The following is a 15,014-nucleotide window of genomic DNA, read 5'->3' as shown; positions in this document are numbered from 1 at the left end:
ATGTCACTGCGCCTACCGAGCGATTCATGCGTTCAGGCTGCGACTGCTTTAGCTTTGGCGCGTTTCTCAAGGCTGATCGAGATGGCGAAGAAGACGGTGCCTAGCGCCGCAAGAGCAGCGCCCACCCAGCCAGTCGACGCCCAACCAAAGCCGCCTGCGATCGAGAGACCACCGAGCGTCGCGCCAACTGCGTTAGAGATGTTGAACGCGCTGTGATTGAGCGCTGCAGCCAAGGTTTGCGCCTCACCGGCGACGTCCATCAGGCGTACCTGCAGGGCAGGTACAAGGGCAAATCCGCAGCCTACAAGAAAGAGTACGGCCAAGGTACCAACGCTTGAAGAAGCCAGCATCGAGAAGAGAGCTAGGAAGACAGCGTTCCAAATCATGATGTAGAAGATCGCCGGCACCAGAGAACGGTCTGCTAACCAGCCCCCAATCAAGTTACCCACGATCATGCCCACGCCCCAGAGCACCAGAACCAATGGCACTTGTCCGGATGTGAAGCCAGTTACCTCAGTAAGTGTCGGTGTGATGTAGCTGTACACCGAGAACATCCCGCCGAAGCCGATAGATGCCGTAGCTAATGTGAGCCAAAGCTGAGGCCTTTTGAGGCCTGACAGCTCAGATTTGGGGCTTGCTTTCTCATCCTTGGGAATCGAAGGAATGAGCCACCAGAACAGTACGATTGCTAGTGCACCACCGGCAGCCAGGCCGGAAAAGGCGCCCCTCCATCCGAACAACTGACCAATCCATGTTGCAGTTGGAACCCCAACAACATTGGCTGCTGCCAAACCTGCCATAACGTACCCAGCAGCTTGTGCCTTACGGTTATCAGCAACCATCGTGGCCGCAACGAGGCACGCTACCCCGTAGTAAGCGCCATGCGGCAGTCCGGCCAAGAAGCGGGCGCCGAGCAAGCTTGCATGGTTCCAGGCGACTGCACTCGCACCATACCCTATTGCAAACAGCGCAAGCAGTGCGATCAACAGTGCCTTGCGAGGCCAGCGTGCCGCGAGGATGGCGATCATCGGAGCGCCAATTACCACGCCCAGTGCGTAGGCTGTGATGTATCCCCCAGCCACGGGAATTGATACGCCGGTGCTGGACGCAAGCCCCGGCAGCAGGCTCATTGATGCGAACTCGCCGGTGCCAATGAAGAGGCCCCCTAGGCTCAACATCGCGATAGCAATACCGACGCCATGAGGCACTTCGATTTTTGGAGCAGGGGTCGCAGATGTTTCTGTGTTCGAGTGGCTTTTCATTCAGTACGCCTTAAGCCAAACGGTGCCAACAGCACCGCCCGGTGAAGCAAAAGGAGATTGTCTTTAAGGGCGCAGATGCCAGGCATGCCGTGGCATCTCACCAAGACAGGTGTCAGGACAGGGATTTCACTGCGGGGCTATGTCTGCAACATAGGCAGAGAATTGATCAGCGTAATCCTCATGCCAGCGAGACAGGGCAGGGCGCTTCAAGATGAGGTCATCGGCAGCCCATTGCATGCGGCGCTGGTCGAGCTCCCAACTTGCCTCATTGTCTTCACAGAAAATGTAGAACTCTCCTTTAGCCATTTGCGCCACCAGCCGATCGGCTACTTGATCCGCAGTCCAAGGGGCATCCGGTTTGTGGGTGGACGAGGTCATGTCGGGAAAATTCATCGGCGTGAAGGTGTATCCCGGGATCAATAGGTGCGCAGTGATTCGGTCACCAACCCTTTCACGCAACTCGTGAGCTAACTGCTCAGTAAGTACCTTTATCGCGGCCTTCGAGACTGAATAGGCCGCATTGCCAGGTCGTGTAGTTATCCCTTCCTTCGATCCGACGTTTACGATTGCCGCATTCCCTTCCTGAGAGAACATCGTTTCTATGAACAGCTGCTGGAGAGTAAGAGCGCTCCAGAAATTAACCTCCATGAGCGTCCTCCACTTAGACATTCCATCCCAAGGGCCAGCCCCTGTGATGATCGCCGCGTTGTTAACCAGCAGGGACACGCGACCGAACTCACATGCCTGTTCGTAGAGTCCGTGTAGATCCGCTTGCGACGTGACGTCCCCTTCGATTGCGAGGACATTCACGTCGGGTGCATCTCTACGAATCGAGCTAGCTGCAGATTTGAGCGCCACAGAATTTTTGTCGAAAAGCACGACATCCATTCCCTCTTTGGCAACCTTATGGGCGATGGCGTAGCCAATGCCCAACGCTGCTCCGGTGACGACGGCGACCGAGTTTTTGCAGATGGCTGGATGATTCATTAGGAATTCTCCTCGCTAGGTTTCAGTTGGGAAGCGGGGCTTGCTCGCAACACGATTTCAGTGATTTCAGCTGGAACGCCCAATCGAATAGGGAAGCCGTTCCAGAGGGCTGTGCCGTTGCTGACATAGAGCGTCAACCTCCCGACCTCGTACTTGCCTGACACGAACCCTCTGTTGGCGTATTGGGCGATTAGATCGAGCCCTTTGATCATTCCGCCGTGGGTGTGCCCAGATAGCTGGAGACTCACTCCTTCAGTTGCGGAGAGGGCCGCCCCTTCAGGGCGATGCTTTAGAAGAATGACGGGTGACTCTCGGTCAGCGCCCTTAAGTGCTCGATCGAGGTTTGGGCCTTCCAAGCCGAAGGCAGGAGCCGCCTCGTCCGTTACGCCGGCAATCAGCAACGAGCTTTGATCACGCATAAGCGCGACATGGCTGTTAACCAGAACCCGCATTCCGAGTCGGTTAAGCTCGGCGATCCAGCGATCGGCTCCAAAGTAATATTCGTGGTTGCCAGGGATCGCGATGATCCCCAGCGGGGCTTTCAGGTTAGCGAGGGGGCCCACGTCTTCGCGTCGTGCCTCGACCGTCCCGTCGATGACGTCTCCAGTGACGAGGATGAGGTCGGGGTTAAGCGCATTCGTGCGCTCCACCACCTTCTCGACCCATTCGCGTTGAAAGGCTTTGCTGATATGCAGGTCTGTGAGCTGTACCACCCGCAGGCCATCAAAAGCTGCGGGCAGGCCTTTCACGTCAACGTCAAGGCGCTGCACATCCGGGAGCTGAGCCGCTTGGTAAACCCCAATGCCGGACAGGGTCAGCGCCAGCGAAGCAATGACCAGCCTGAACTTGCTTCCCAGGACTTTCGCAATTGACCTTCTGGTGACGAGCGCGACGATCCCGCCAACCAGGTCACCCAGGATCACCAGAGCGAACAGCAGCACGAACGTGCAAAACAGCCAGCCAGCTAACAGCACTGCTGCTCGCGGAAACTCTGGCGAAAACATCGTGCCGTAGAGGCCGATCAGTATCAGGTGGTACTTCGAAATGATGAGTAGCGATAGTCCGATCACGGCACGCCAGATTCGGGTGATGGGTAGCGGAACGACGAAGCGCCATAGCACGTATAGATAGGCAATCGTGAGGTAGATATGGAACACGCAGATGAACCCTATAGAAGTGTAATTTCCATCAATTGTTGAATTAAATTGATGGTACTTTATGATTTATCAATGATTGTCGAGCGCCATTGCATCAAGCATTGAATCTAAATCAACAGTGAGTTTCTGCAGATGCCTGTATTACCGACAGCACGCCTTTCTCGGGCGGACTTGGCTGACTTGAATTCGTTTCTCGCAGTGGAAAGGCTCAGGAGCTTCACTCAGGCAGCAGTGGAGCTTGGCATCACCACGTCTGCGCTGAGCCATGCCGTGCGTAATCTTGAGGAGCGACTTGGGGTAAGGCTGCTTAATCGCACCAGCCGCACCGTGTCGCCTACCGATGCCGGAGCGGCCTTGGCGAAGCGCCTCACAATCGGATTCACAGAAATCAGCGGGGCTCTGGCGGCGCTAGATCGCCACCGTGATAGGCCTTCGGGCAGGCTGCGTCTGAACGTTTTGAGTGACGGTGCTCGATTGCTGTTTACGAAATATCTGCCTCCCTTTTTGGAGGCCTACCCTGAGGTTTCCGTAGAAGTCGCGGTAGATGATCGTATGGTGGACATCGTAGCTGCCGGGTTCGATGCCGGCGTTCGCTTCGGCGATACGATTCCCGAGGACTTCATCGCGGTAAGGATCAGCGAGGAGCTTCGTTGGGTCGCGGTTGCCTCTCCGAGGTACCTGAATAGCAATCCCAGGATCGTCGAGCCCGAAGATTTAAAGCACCAGAACTGCATTCAGATTCGAATGGGCAACGGTGTCATCTACCGCTGGGATTTCGAGAAGGATGGTGAGCACCGCTGCATTGAAGTACCTGGACAGCTTTGCGTAAACGAAACAGCTTTCGGCATTGAGATGGCATTGGCTGATCGCGGAATCATGTACTGCCTGGAGGAACGAGTTGGGGGGTACATTGCCAGAGGCGAGCTACAGATCGTGCTTCCCGATTGGGCTCCGATTGAGCCTCCTTTTCATATCTACTATCCAGGTCGTCGGCAGATGCCGCCCGGGTTACGTGAGCTGGTTGATTCTTTTCGGTTAGGGCTTGGAGAATCATCGGCCTCACGCCTTTGATGAGAAGAGGGGCCTGGCGGCAAGGCTTCGGCTTGCAAGGCTAGCCACTGAAGAGGCGTGGCAGGCTTGCGTGAGTTTGCCAAACTGCTGGGATAACTGACTATTTTTAAGCCAAATATTGGCCGCGCCTAACCCCATTCTGGTCAAGCAGATCCTTGCCTAGGCTCATCGTTGTCACCGAGATCAATCAGGGGCGTAAATATTGGACTTAGTCGCGTCGCACTCCGCAAGTGCCTCCTGAAGCGCCGCAAGCGCATCCGCCAGGCGCGCGTCTTCTCTAGGATCTCCAGTCGCCGGTTGGAATGACTGGCAGTGACGAAGAAGGGCGTCGCGGTCGTTATGGTTGAGGTCAAATTCGACTAGCACGGCAGGGGCTCCGATCAGGCTGTGATCCCCGCAAATCTACCCATTGCGATGCAAGTTTCCAACTGCCCCGTCGATCTACATACCTATTGCTGAGGATTTCGTCTGTACCAGTGACGCCCCACTGTCGAGGTCGAAAGATTTAGAGCGCGAGCAACCTCCAACTGGCTAAGGCCCTTAGCTTTGAGCGTCAGAACCGCCTTGGTTGTTTCAATTCCCTTGGCAGCTTGTGGGTGCGTCAGCTCTGCCTGTTCAGCGTCCAATCGCACATCGAAAAGCTCCAGCTCTCTGAGCTCTCGGACGGCCTCTTCAAGCACTTCTCTGGCTGACCCCCCGCGCTGCGCGCCGTGTGCGAGAGCTAAGAGGGTGAGCGGGGCAATCTGAAGGCCCCGCGCAACAGAATCGTTGGCTTCGATCGTTACCGCTCGCTCACCTCGCTCCAATCGGCTGACGTAGGACGCGTCAACGCCGGCCGAAACATCCTGCTGTTTGAACCCCTTGTTTTTCCGCAGCAAGCGGAGCGTCAAGGCGTAGGCATCGCGAAGCAACATACACGTGTCCTGCAAAAGGAGACGGTATGCCGTGTTTGTTATGGCCCTCACAAATGTATATAGTCATGTGTGCGGGATTTCGATTTTCACACCGATTTCAGGCGCATGCCTGGATGGCTCGCGTGCCTCCTACCAGCTCCAAAAAATGGGCGAGCGGAGGCAGTGGTCGATGACTAGCTGCGGTGCGCAACCTTTCCATATTCCAGGGCTGTCGGCGTTATGGCGGAAGGGGGCGAGTTGGTCACTGCCTGCTCACGGAATCCAGATAAATTGATAAAGGGATTGCTGTATGTCGCAAATGCGCAAAATCGTCGTGACTGTTAGAAACCATAAAGACAGCGAAACTGGCAATTCTTCGACGCTCTACCAGCGAGTAAGGGCCGAAGATGAATCGGGAAATACTATTTACTTTAAAGCTTTGCTGATCCCGGACTACATCAGAAAAAAAGGCGCCTATGATAAGGACGTTCCGCGGACTTGGTTCGTGAAGGAGACCTCTAAAAAGATTACGGTCGTCGTAGGTTTTGAAAACAGCAGGGGAGAGTTTTTCTTTGATGCCGATGAGCTCCGGGAAGTTACTCGCGGAGCGAGGGTGCAGGGGTTAATCTTCGCTGTTGCTGCGGTGCCAGCGTCTGTAATTATTGCAATAGCAACTTATGGCTTAGGTCTTCTCCTATTGCCTGTTTTTTTCTTTTATGCCTACCGATTCTTTTTCAAGATTCCAGCCGTGCTGAGCCATAAAACTCTGCAGCGGGATTTTCAGGAATTTGGGATCAAAATTTAGCGCTTATGACTGTTCAATTCGGATAGGCTTGCACGTGACGAAGCTATGAATCGCAAAGTACTCACTACAGCGAAATGCCAAGATCCTGGCGATGGTAGCGGTGATGTCATAATTGACCTTCCGCCAGAGATGCTTGCGGCTATGGGCGTTGGCATCGGAGATTTATTAGGTGTTGAGCTAGTTGATGATTTGATAGTTCTCAAAAAAGTGCGCGATGCCGAAAGGAAGTCATGAGAGTTGGCCAGATGTGGACGTTTTTAAAGCGAATGTCGGTTCGTCGCTTAAGCAGATTTCAACTAAAAGGGGTCTTGAGGGGGTTGGGATCAAAATTTAGCGTTGTTGTCGGGTGGTATTAGTCGAGCAGGGTAGGAAAATGAACTGGAAAGTGGCTATCGAAAACTGGGATGGGGAGGGTGCTATCCGCATTCCGGATGAAGCGATGCGAAAGCTGGACGTCGCTGTTGGCGATAACGTCTACGTGTTGGTTGAGTACGTCGGCAATGCCCAATGCCTTGTGCTCAGCAAAACTTCGGAGATCCCTGATCGTACTGACGGGCTGGTTTCGCACTGGAACAGATGCGGGGAGGAGTAGCAGTGCTCACGCTGGGCTACTCGTGGTCACAGGGAGCGATCTATGAGGTCGTTGATAGACATCTACCGGGGTTTGGGAGCCTTAGTGAAACTGGCCGACTCAGACGATGGAAACGACTCATATGAGTGTTGATTGTGACGAGCCTGATTCGTCGCGCGAGGTTGACGAACAAGCAGGTCACTACGACGTGCCTCTGTGTCCAAATCGTCTAATTTTGGCTGTCGAGGCTGCGCGTGGGCCGGGCATGGCGCTCGCGTTGCTTCGTGAGCACCTGCAGCTGCGCGAGACCGCGACGATGGTATTTTCGGCCTATAGCGATAGCTACTTTCTGCGGCTGGATGAGATCGACCGCTTTCAGAACCGGTGTGTCGGCGGGCTGGAGGCAGTGACAACTATGCCGTTCAAGGCAGGCGAGTTCTTCAAGCGCGAGATTTCGACCTGGACAGATTGAGATGTTGCTGGAGTTGAAGGCGTTGAGGGGGTTAAGGCGCTTACAGAGCTCGGGGTGATTTCCCCTATACCTTAAGCGATTTCGGGGCTTTCGATTCAACAAGCGATATGACTCGCCAATCTTTTCATAGCTACATTGTTTGCCTGTGTAGCTAAGCCGATCGGTTCGCCGAGGCTTCGTTCGGTCTGATTCATCAAGGTAAAGGAGGATGGTTCCAGCTAGGGCTATACGGACTGTCTCACAAGCTCTTTCAAGAGCCTCCGGCGTCACATGGCAACAGCATTATCATGTTGCACCGCGCGACGGAGAGTATTGAGGGACGGGTGTTGCTGATAGCTGCGTCCACAGCAGCGTGTGGACGATAGCTGGAAGAAGCGCTCTTTCGGATTGGCCCCAAGCTGACCACGTAACGAGGGAGGCCGGCTTTAGCCACGATGGCGCTTGGCTATGCTCGGCCCTGCCTTGCAGTCGATCCGGGCTGCGCTTGGGCATAACGATACCTGTTGGTGCCTGTGCGGATTTTGGGGTATGAGCAGCATCGACTGGCTCCGCCCTGAAGATCCAGGCGTCGACTTTGAAGATCAATATCCTGTAACGACCAAATGCTAATTACGGGTGGCGACAGAAAAGCTATCATCTCGCCATCAGCTCAAAAGGGGCCTTCTCGCCGGCCAATTCCGGCACTCCTTTGGGCGCTACGACAGGGACGGTTGCGCATGGACGACGAAGTTCAGCCCCTCACGCTTGAAGAAGAAACCCCGCCTAAAGAAGTGAAGATTCTCGCCACCTTGGTTGCGAAGCTGAATCTTGCGGACTTTCAGAACGCCATTCCTGTAATTAGAGAGCTTCGCATCTCGAACGAGACCGAAGATCGCTTCGTCAATGCAACCCTTTCGCTGTCCTCTGTGCCCGAGGTGTTCAAGCCCAAGGTCTGGCGGATCGATGAAATCGCTGCGGATAGCTTTCGGGTCATTCCTGGGCTTGACTTGGTGCTAGACGGCCCCTTGTTGACTCGCTTGACCGAAGCTGAGCTGTCGACTTTCACCTTCGTCCTTGAGGCTGATGACAGGGACGCAGATGGTGGCCGGAAAGTGCTGGCCCGCCATGAGCAGGTTGTAGATCTTCTTCCTCGAAATCAATGGGGTGGCCTACGCCACATCCCGGACATGACGGCAGCGTTCGTTCAGCCGAATGATCCGGCAGTTGAGCGCTTGCTGAAGCAAACCGCTGAGCTGCTCCGTCTGAGCGAGAAATCGTCGTCGCTTGATGGCTATGAGGGTGGCTCCAAGCGAGCTTGGCAATTAGCTTCTGCTGTCTGGGGAGCTGTGGCGCGGATGAAGCTAGATTACGCGTTGCCGCCCGCAAGCTTTGAGTATTGCGGGCAAAAGGTACGTAGCCCCAGCCAGATTGCTGATACAGGCTTAGCCACGTGCATGGATCTCACGCTGCTTTTCTGCGCTGCTCTGGAGCAGATCGGACTAAACCCTGTAATTGTGTTCACCAAAGGGCATGCTTTTGCGGGCCTTTGGTTGAAGCCCGAAGAGTTTACGACTGCGCTGGTGGATGATGTAACAGCCGTGCGCAAACGGGTGAAGCTGCAGGAATTGGTGCTTTTTGAAACCACACTCGTCACGCAAAACCCGATTCCGCCATTCTCATATGCGGCTGAACGAGGTGCTAAGCAAATCGCTGAAGACGCTGAGAGCGACTTCGAAATGCTGCTGGATATTCGTCGGGCTCGATTGCAGCGCATCAAACCACTAGCAAGCGCTGAGGCTCAAATTGCGCGGGTCGCTGCTGAGGTATTGGATGATGTGCCCCTCATCCTGGTTGAAGACGGCGCCGACATTCCTGACGAAACCCATGAGGTGGAGGTCGAAGATCTTTCGAAACTTGACCCCAAAGATCGCCTTGGTCGTTGGCAGCGCAAGCTTCTAGACCTGTCGCTTCGTAACAACCTGCTCAACTTCAAGATGGGTAAGCGAGCACTGAAGCTTGAGTCTCCAGATCCAAGTGCGCTTGAGGACATTCTGTCTAGTGGTCAGTCCTTAAAGCTGCTGACCCGGCCTGATCTCATGGACGGTGCTGATCCACGTGAGCGCGCTCTTTATGAGCAACGTGAACGTGAGGATGTTCGTCGCCGCCACGCTGAGGACGCGTTGAGGCGTAGAGAGGTCTTCGTCGCTTTAACCTCCAACGAGATGGACGCTCGGCTGACCGAACTGTATCGGGGTGCCCGCACTGCACTTCAGGAAGGCGGGTCTAATACGCTGTTCCTGGCCATAGGTTTTCTGAGCTGGACGCGTGAGGACAGAGCAGGGCAAAAGTACAAAGCACCACTAGTGCTGGTACCGGTCACCCTAGAGCGCAGGAGCGCGCGCTCCGGGTTCACCATGGTGCTACACGATGACGAACCGCGCTTCAATCCAACGCTAATTGAAATGCTGCGCCAAGACTTCGAGCTTGGCCTGGGCTCTCTTGAACACGATCTGCCCCGAGACGATTCTGGTCTGGACATTGCCAGCATCTGGAAAAAAGTCGGCCATGCCATCAAGGACATCCCGAGTTGGGAGTTGAACGAAGACGTCGTGCTGTCGATGTTCTCGTTTGCCAAGTACCTCATGTGGAAGGATCTGTCCGAGAACGCCGAGCATCTTCGAAAAAGCCCGGTAGTCCAGCACCTTCTGGAGACGCCACGTGACTCGTTCGTTTCAGATACTCCTTTCCCGGAGCCAGAGTCACTGGATCGTATCTATGGCCCGACAGATGTCTTCTGTCCATTGCCATCTGACTCATCCCAACTTGCTGCGGTGATGGCGGCAGCCAAAGGAAAGGATTTCGTTCTCATTGGGCCGCCTGGCACAGGTAAGAGCCAGACGATTTCCAACATGATCGCTCAGTCGATTGCCCAAGGGCGCCGTGTACTGTTCGTCTCGGAAAAGATCGCGGCATTGGATGTGGTTTACCGGCGACTGCGTGAGATCGGTCTGGGTGAGTTCTGCTTGGAGCTGCATTCGAGCAAAGCTCGAAAAACAGATGTACTTGCTCAGCTGCAATCAGCCTGGGAAGCCAAAGGGCACGTAGATTCCGCTGCATGGGAAGTTGAGGCACAGCGCCTCGCGACCCTGCGTGACAGCCTGAACATCTACGTTGAACGTCTCCATCGGCGCCATCGCAATGGCTACACTATTTACGATGCAATCGGTACGGTTACCTCAGGTGGTGAAGAGGCGGTCGCACCTGTTGCTTGGGGGGCGCCTGACACTCACGACCAGAAGGCGATAATCGAGCTTCGTGAGTTGTGCGACCGTCTCGAAGTGAACGCCCAGGCTGTGGACTATGCCCAGCTTGCTGGCCATGCCCTACATGCAGTTGGTCAGACCGAATGGTCACCCCATTGGCAACAACAGTTCGTCCAGGCCGCACGTGAAGTCTTGCCTGCGGTTCTTGAGGTGCAACGAGCTGCAGATCGATTCGTTGAGCTGGCAGGGCTTCCGGCTACGGAATACAGCCCAACGGCCCTTGAGGGCTTATCCGTTCTTTCCTTGGCGCTTTCAGCTGCAGCAGGACAAGACTGGCGATTCTCGCTTCGCCCAGATGCACGTGCCATCTCCCTTAGGCTGAGTGAAGGTTGCATATGGGTCGAAAAGCATCGGGATCTCAATGCCAAGCTGTCTGACCTATGGTCTTCGCGCGCAGTTACCGATGCGAAACAGGGTATCGAACTGCTGCTGCAGCGCCGTGCAACGCACTCTGAGCTTGGCCCAGCCTGGCCGGAAAGAGCCACGGTTGTGCTGGCTCACGCAGTGGCGCTATTGGGGCAGATATCTGATCTCAAGCGACAGTTAAGCGTCACTTACAGTGAAGCGATTGAGTCACTAGACGTTGATCTTTTGTTGCGTGAGTGGCAAGAGGCTGAGCAATCATTCTGGCCTAAATCGTGGTTCGCAAAGCGCCGTATCGCAGCGCTCTTGGCTCCCTCTCAAGAGAACCCGAGTGAAGCAAATTGTGGTGAAGACTTGGCGGTGTGGACGCAGATCCGATCGATACGCCGTACTGTCGATGAGCTTGAGCCAGGGCAGGAGTGCTTCGCTATTTGGCAGGGCCCGAAATCAGAAGCTGAACACCTTGCGACAGCGATCAAGCTCCAGGAAGCAATTCGACTTCAAAAAGCTGAATCGCAGTGGGCGGATGATGGACTGGAGTTGGTCGAGCAGGGCCTGCTTGGCGATGGTTTGAAAGAAGAGCTGAAACGGCTTCGTTTGCTGAGGCGCCTCGATGCTGATATAGCGGCACTTTCCGATCTTTGCGCAAGCACCCATGATCTTTGGAGAGGGCAGGCCACAAACGTTGAAAACCTAAATGCGGCGTTGCGCTTTCAAGCAGAACGCCGAGCAATCGAAGAGCGCGGTCGACTCACCGATGACCACCCGGAGATTGAAGAGGGGCGCTGCGGGAAAACGCTGAAAGACGATTTCGCTCTGCTTAAACAGCGGGCGGCGGTTGAGCGTGATCTGTCTGATCTAGTTGACTTGCGAGAGTTGGTGCCAGTTTGGAGTGATCTCAAAACCAACCTGGAGCTCGCACGCAAGGCTCTGGCATTTCAAGGGCAGATAGCGACTGCTATCGCCAAGCTTGCACTGAATCCGGAGCAGATCGCTGCCTACAAAGCGCCCCTACAAACGCTTCTGGGAGATGGTAATGCTTTGCTGGAGCATGAAGGGGCCATCGCTCTGGCCGGCGCTGCAATGCGTGACAAGCTCAGGCTGCTTCAGGAGCGCTCGTCGAATCTGACGTCGGTAGGCAACTTTACCGAAACGGGTGTTGTTGAGACTGCTCACCTGTCATTGAATGACCTGAAGAAGAACTGCGAAACGGTGGTGTCGTCTGCAGCGAGGCTCAAAGCGTGGTGTGCATGGCGCAAGGTGAGAGATGAGGCCTTCGCGGTCGGCCTTGCTCCGATTGTGCAAGCCATGGAGAGTGGAGTAATCACCTCTGGAAAAGTCCGTCGTGTCTTTGAGGTGAACTACGCTCGCTGGTGGTTGAATACCACCGTCGATAACGAAGCAGTGATTCGTACTTTCGTCAGCGTCGAGCATGAGCAGCGTATTCGCGACTTCCGGGCGTTGGATGACAAGTTCACCGAGCTTACGAAGGACTGGCTCCGTGCTCGACTGTGCGCTGACCTACCAAGCCAGGAGAGTGTTAGCCGCTCATCTGAGTGGGGGCTACTGCGTCATGAGATGGGTAAGAAGACCAAGCACATCCCTTTGAGGGAGCTAATGAGCCGAGCACCTGAGGCGCTGACAAAACTAACGCCATGCTTGCTGATGAGTCCTCTTTCGATCGCTCAATACCTGCCACCAGCCTCGACGCCATTCGACCTGGTCATCTTCGATGAGGCTTCGCAGATTCCTGTGTGGGACGCGATCGGTGCAATGGCGCGTGGCAGGCAAGTCGTGATGGTGGGCGACCCGAAACAGCTACCGCCTACCTCGTTCTTTGATCGTGCTGAGTCCACGGCTGACGATGAGGATGTCGAGGCTGATCTTGAGAGCATTTTGGATGAATGCATCAGCGCGAATTTGCCGATGCGTAACCTGAATTGGCACTATCGTAGCCGGCACGAAAGCCTAATCGCATTCTCGAATCAGCGTTACTACCACTCGAAACTGGTGACTTTTCCATCGCCGTTCACCGCCGATAAAGCTGTGCGTTTGTGCCCCGTGGCGGGTGTCTACGATAAGGGCGGTTCACGCACCAATCTGATTGAGGCGAGAGCGTTGGTCGCTGACCTTGTGGCTCGCCTTCAATCACCAGATTTCCGCCAAAGCGGCCGTACCGTTGGTGTAGTGACGTTCAACGGTGAACAGCAGAAACTCATCATGGACATGCTTGATGAGGCTTGCCGGAAAGATCCGTCGCTTGATCCGTATTTCGCCGAGTCTGAACTTGAGCCTGTGTTCGTCAAGAATCTGGAAAGCGTCCAGGGGGATGAGCGTGACATCATCTATTTCTCGACCACATACGGTAAAGATGCTACCGGTGTGATGTCGATGAACTTCGGGCCGATGAACCGCCCGGGAGGCGAGCGCCGGCTTAACGTTGCCATCACACGTGCTCGTCAGGAGTTGGTGCTGTTCTCGACTCTGCGCCCAGAGCACATCGATCTTGCCCGTACCCAAGCTGTAGGCGTTCGTGACCTTAAACACTTCCTCGAATTTGCCGAGCGTGGGCCACGTGCATTGGTAGAGGCGAACCTCGGTAGCGTTGGTGGATTCGATAGCCCGTTCGAAGAAGCGGTCGCTGCCGCTTTGAGCAAGAAGGGCTGGCAGGTTCATACCCAAATTGGTGTCTCTTCGTTCCGAATAGATCTGGGTGTCGTGCACCCTGATGCTCCAGGGCGATTCCTTGCAGGCGTTGAATGTGATGGTGCTACCTACCACCGCAGCGCAACCGCGCGAGACCGCGACAAGCTCAGGGAATTTGTTCTGCGGGGGCTTGGGTGGGATATCGTCCGGATTTGGTCGACAGACTGGTGGGTGGACGCCGCTGGGACTGCTGAGAAGGTTCATCAGCAGCTTACCGAGCTGCTTAATGCTTCCAGGGCCAAACAAGCGGTCATTGATGCGTCGCAAGAGTCTGAGCGCTTGAAGATCGATACTGCTGTGGCGGAGTTGATTGATGTGGTGGATCAAGTTTCTCTCGTTGCCTCAGCGAACGCTGTCGAAGCCAATGACCCTACAGGTGGCTTGCCTGAGTTGAAGTACGCCAGAGCGGCATCTGCTCCACCTGCTGATGGAACGGACGATGCCTATACACCAACGCACTACCTGGTTTACAGAGAGGCAGACCCTACCTCGGCCGTGGAGGGGGTAGATCCTGACCGGTTCTTTGATGAGAGCTACACAGCAACGTTGCAGAAGATGGTAGCTCATGTGGTGGCAGAAGAAGGGCCCGTGCTCGATACCGCGCTTTCACGTCGTATTGCGCGAGCTCATGGCTGGGTGAGAACTGGCTCACGCATCCGTGATCGCGTCGACCAAATTGCCCGTGCTCATTTCAGGTCACACGAAGAGGAGCAGACTGGTACATTCTTCTGGCCTGCCCACATCGAATCTGACAAGAATGTGGTGTTTCGCAGGCCCGGTGATGATGATTCGACGCGTCCGCTTGCTGAAATCTGTATCCCAGAACTAGGGGCTCTTGTAGATGAGATGTCTAAGCGTGGTCACGTCGGGGAGGCGCTTGTGTATGCCGTGGCGAAAGAGTCGGGGGTCAGCAAGCTTGCTCATGCCGGACGTCAGCGTATTGAACGAGCCATAAATCTAAACGCTGACTGATCGTGCTAGGGCGCCTTTAAGGCGCCTTTTAACCCACAGAGGGGTCTGTAAACCTACTTTTTGACCCATAAACTGAGTGGGTTTACAGGTCAAATTTCTAGGTTACAGCCGCAGTCTGAAGACAGCTCATGCACCAGCACTTTCATCCGGTTGGCACGGCGATTGGCGAATAGATAAGCGCAGAGCGGCTTCGCCGCACCGAACACCGCGAGCACACGAGCCAGCGCCGTATCGTTGCCGGTACGCATTTCCATGAGCTCGGTGGCGAGCCAGATGGCGTCGATGCGGATCATTGCGATAGGCTGCGGATGAAGCGGGCACAGCCTTCGGGATCGAGGCTGGCCATTTTACGGTCAGCGTTTGCTGACCAAGCGGTAGCTCGATGATCACCGCTGCCATGGGCGTAGACTTCAGCTCAGTGTGTAGCGCAATGAAGGCAGGCAATGCCGTCGC

General features: G+C 55.2%; 11 protein-coding genes. 6 read left to right on the top strand and 5 right to left on the bottom strand.

Features of this window, described 5'->3' with window-relative positions; all coding sequences use genetic code 11:
* Nucleotides 1-32: 32 nt before the first annotated feature.
* The 3 genes from PVA39_RS08700 to PVA39_RS08690 all read right to left on the bottom strand — a co-directional run bounded on the left by PVA39_RS08700 (nt 33) and on the right by PVA39_RS08690 (nt 3,406).
* Nucleotides 33-1,262, bottom strand: coding sequence for an MFS transporter (locus PVA39_RS08700; RefSeq protein ID WP_274123727.1), 1,230 nt, complete (start codon nt 1,260-1,262; stop codon nt 33-35).
* Between the two features lie 126 nt (nt 1,263-1,388).
* Nucleotides 1,389-2,249 carry an SDR family NAD(P)-dependent oxidoreductase gene (locus PVA39_RS08695; RefSeq protein ID WP_274123726.1) on the bottom strand — a complete coding sequence of 287 codons (861 nt, stop codon included), beginning with the start codon at nt 2,247-2,249 and terminating at the stop codon, nt 1,389-1,391.
* On the bottom strand, nt 2,249-3,406 hold the full coding sequence (locus tag PVA39_RS08690) for a metallophosphoesterase (protein ID WP_274123725.1): 1,158 nt from the start codon (nt 3,404-3,406) through the stop codon (nt 2,249-2,251). The genes PVA39_RS08695 and PVA39_RS08690 overlap by 1 nt, the downstream gene beginning before the upstream one ends.
* A 132-nt stretch (nt 3,407-3,538) precedes the next feature.
* Between PVA39_RS08690 and PVA39_RS08685 the strand changes: the two genes are divergently transcribed.
* Entirely contained in the window at nt 3,539-4,477 is a 939-nt protein-coding gene (locus PVA39_RS08685) for a LysR family transcriptional regulator (RefSeq protein ID WP_274123724.1), read from the top strand.
* A gap of 449 nt (nt 4,478-4,926) precedes the next feature.
* On the opposite strand, the gene PVA39_RS08680 is transcribed toward PVA39_RS08685, so the two are convergent.
* Nucleotides 4,927-5,391, bottom strand: coding sequence for a helix-turn-helix domain-containing protein (locus PVA39_RS08680; RefSeq protein WP_274123723.1), 465 nt, complete (start codon nt 5,389-5,391; stop codon nt 4,927-4,929).
* A 289-nt stretch (nt 5,392-5,680) separates the two neighbouring features.
* Between PVA39_RS08680 and PVA39_RS08675 the strand changes: the two genes are divergently transcribed.
* From PVA39_RS08675 to PVA39_RS08655, 5 genes are all read left to right on the top strand, one after another.
* On the top strand, nt 5,681-6,175 hold the full coding sequence (locus PVA39_RS08675; protein WP_274123722.1) for a hypothetical protein: 495 nt from the start codon (nt 5,681-5,683) through the stop codon (nt 6,173-6,175).
* A gap of 45 nt (nt 6,176-6,220) precedes the next feature.
* Nucleotides 6,221-6,409: an AbrB/MazE/SpoVT family DNA-binding domain-containing protein gene (locus PVA39_RS08670; protein ID WP_274123721.1), complete on the top strand. Its 189-nt coding sequence runs from the start codon at nt 6,221-6,223 to the stop codon at nt 6,407-6,409.
* 139 nt (nt 6,410-6,548) lie between these two features.
* Nucleotides 6,549-6,767 (top strand): AbrB/MazE/SpoVT family DNA-binding domain-containing protein, encoded by a 219-nt coding sequence (locus PVA39_RS08665; RefSeq protein ID WP_274123720.1) that lies wholly within the window; start codon nt 6,549-6,551, stop codon nt 6,765-6,767.
* 121 nt (nt 6,768-6,888) lie between these two features.
* The gene (locus PVA39_RS08660) at nt 6,889-7,218 is read left to right on the top strand and encodes a hypothetical protein (protein WP_274123719.1); all 330 of its coding nucleotides are present in this window, start codon (nt 6,889-6,891) and stop codon (nt 7,216-7,218) included.
* 716 nt (nt 7,219-7,934) lie between these two features.
* On the top strand, nt 7,935-14,561 hold the full coding sequence (locus PVA39_RS08655; protein WP_274123718.1) for a DUF3320 domain-containing protein: 6,627 nt from the start codon (nt 7,935-7,937) through the stop codon (nt 14,559-14,561).
* An 89-nt stretch (nt 14,562-14,650) separates the two neighbouring features.
* Here PVA39_RS08655 and tnpB read toward each other — a convergent pair whose 3' ends face one another.
* Nucleotides 14,651-14,854: an IS66 family insertion sequence element accessory protein TnpB gene (tnpB, locus tag PVA39_RS08650; protein WP_274123717.1), complete on the bottom strand. Its 204-nt coding sequence runs from the start codon at nt 14,852-14,854 to the stop codon at nt 14,651-14,653.
* Between the last annotated feature and the right edge of the window lie 160 nt (nt 14,855-15,014).

Source organism: Pseudomonas sp. CNPSo 3701, from assembly GCF_028674975.1.
Taxonomy (GTDB): domain Bacteria; phylum Pseudomonadota; class Gammaproteobacteria; order Pseudomonadales; family Pseudomonadaceae; genus Aquipseudomonas; species Aquipseudomonas straminea.
Note: the sequence above shows the minus strand (reverse complement) of the source record. Positions and strands in the feature narration are given on the sequence as shown.

Bases quoted from the DNA above. Each gene is read 5' to 3' on its own strand.
- PVA39_RS08675 (WP_274123722.1), top strand. From the start codon at position 5,681: ATGTCGCAAATGCGCAAAATCGTCGTGACTGTTAGAAACCATAAAGAC.
- PVA39_RS08670 (WP_274123721.1), top strand. From the start codon at position 6,221: ATGAATCGCAAAGTACTCACTACAGCGAAATGCCAAGATCCTGGCGAT.
- PVA39_RS08695 (WP_274123726.1), bottom strand. From the start codon at position 2,249: ATGAATCATCCAGCCATCTGCAAAAACTCGGTCGCCGTCGTCACCGGA.
- PVA39_RS08680 (WP_274123723.1), bottom strand. From the start codon at position 5,391: ATGTTGCTTCGCGATGCCTACGCCTTGACGCTCCGCTTGCTGCGGAAA.
- PVA39_RS08700 (WP_274123727.1), bottom strand. From the start codon at position 1,262: ATGAAAAGCCACTCGAACACAGAAACATCTGCGACCCCTGCTCCAAAA.
- PVA39_RS08665 (WP_274123720.1), top strand. From the start codon at position 6,549: ATGAACTGGAAAGTGGCTATCGAAAACTGGGATGGGGAGGGTGCTATC.
- tnpB (WP_274123717.1), bottom strand. From the start codon at position 14,854: ATGATCCGCATCGACGCCATCTGGCTCGCCACCGAGCTCATGGAAATG.
- PVA39_RS08660 (WP_274123719.1), top strand. From the start codon at position 6,889: ATGAGTGTTGATTGTGACGAGCCTGATTCGTCGCGCGAGGTTGACGAA.
- PVA39_RS08655 (WP_274123718.1), top strand. From the start codon at position 7,935: ATGGACGACGAAGTTCAGCCCCTCACGCTTGAAGAAGAAACCCCGCCT.
- PVA39_RS08685 (WP_274123724.1), top strand. From the start codon at position 3,539: ATGCCTGTATTACCGACAGCACGCCTTTCTCGGGCGGACTTGGCTGAC.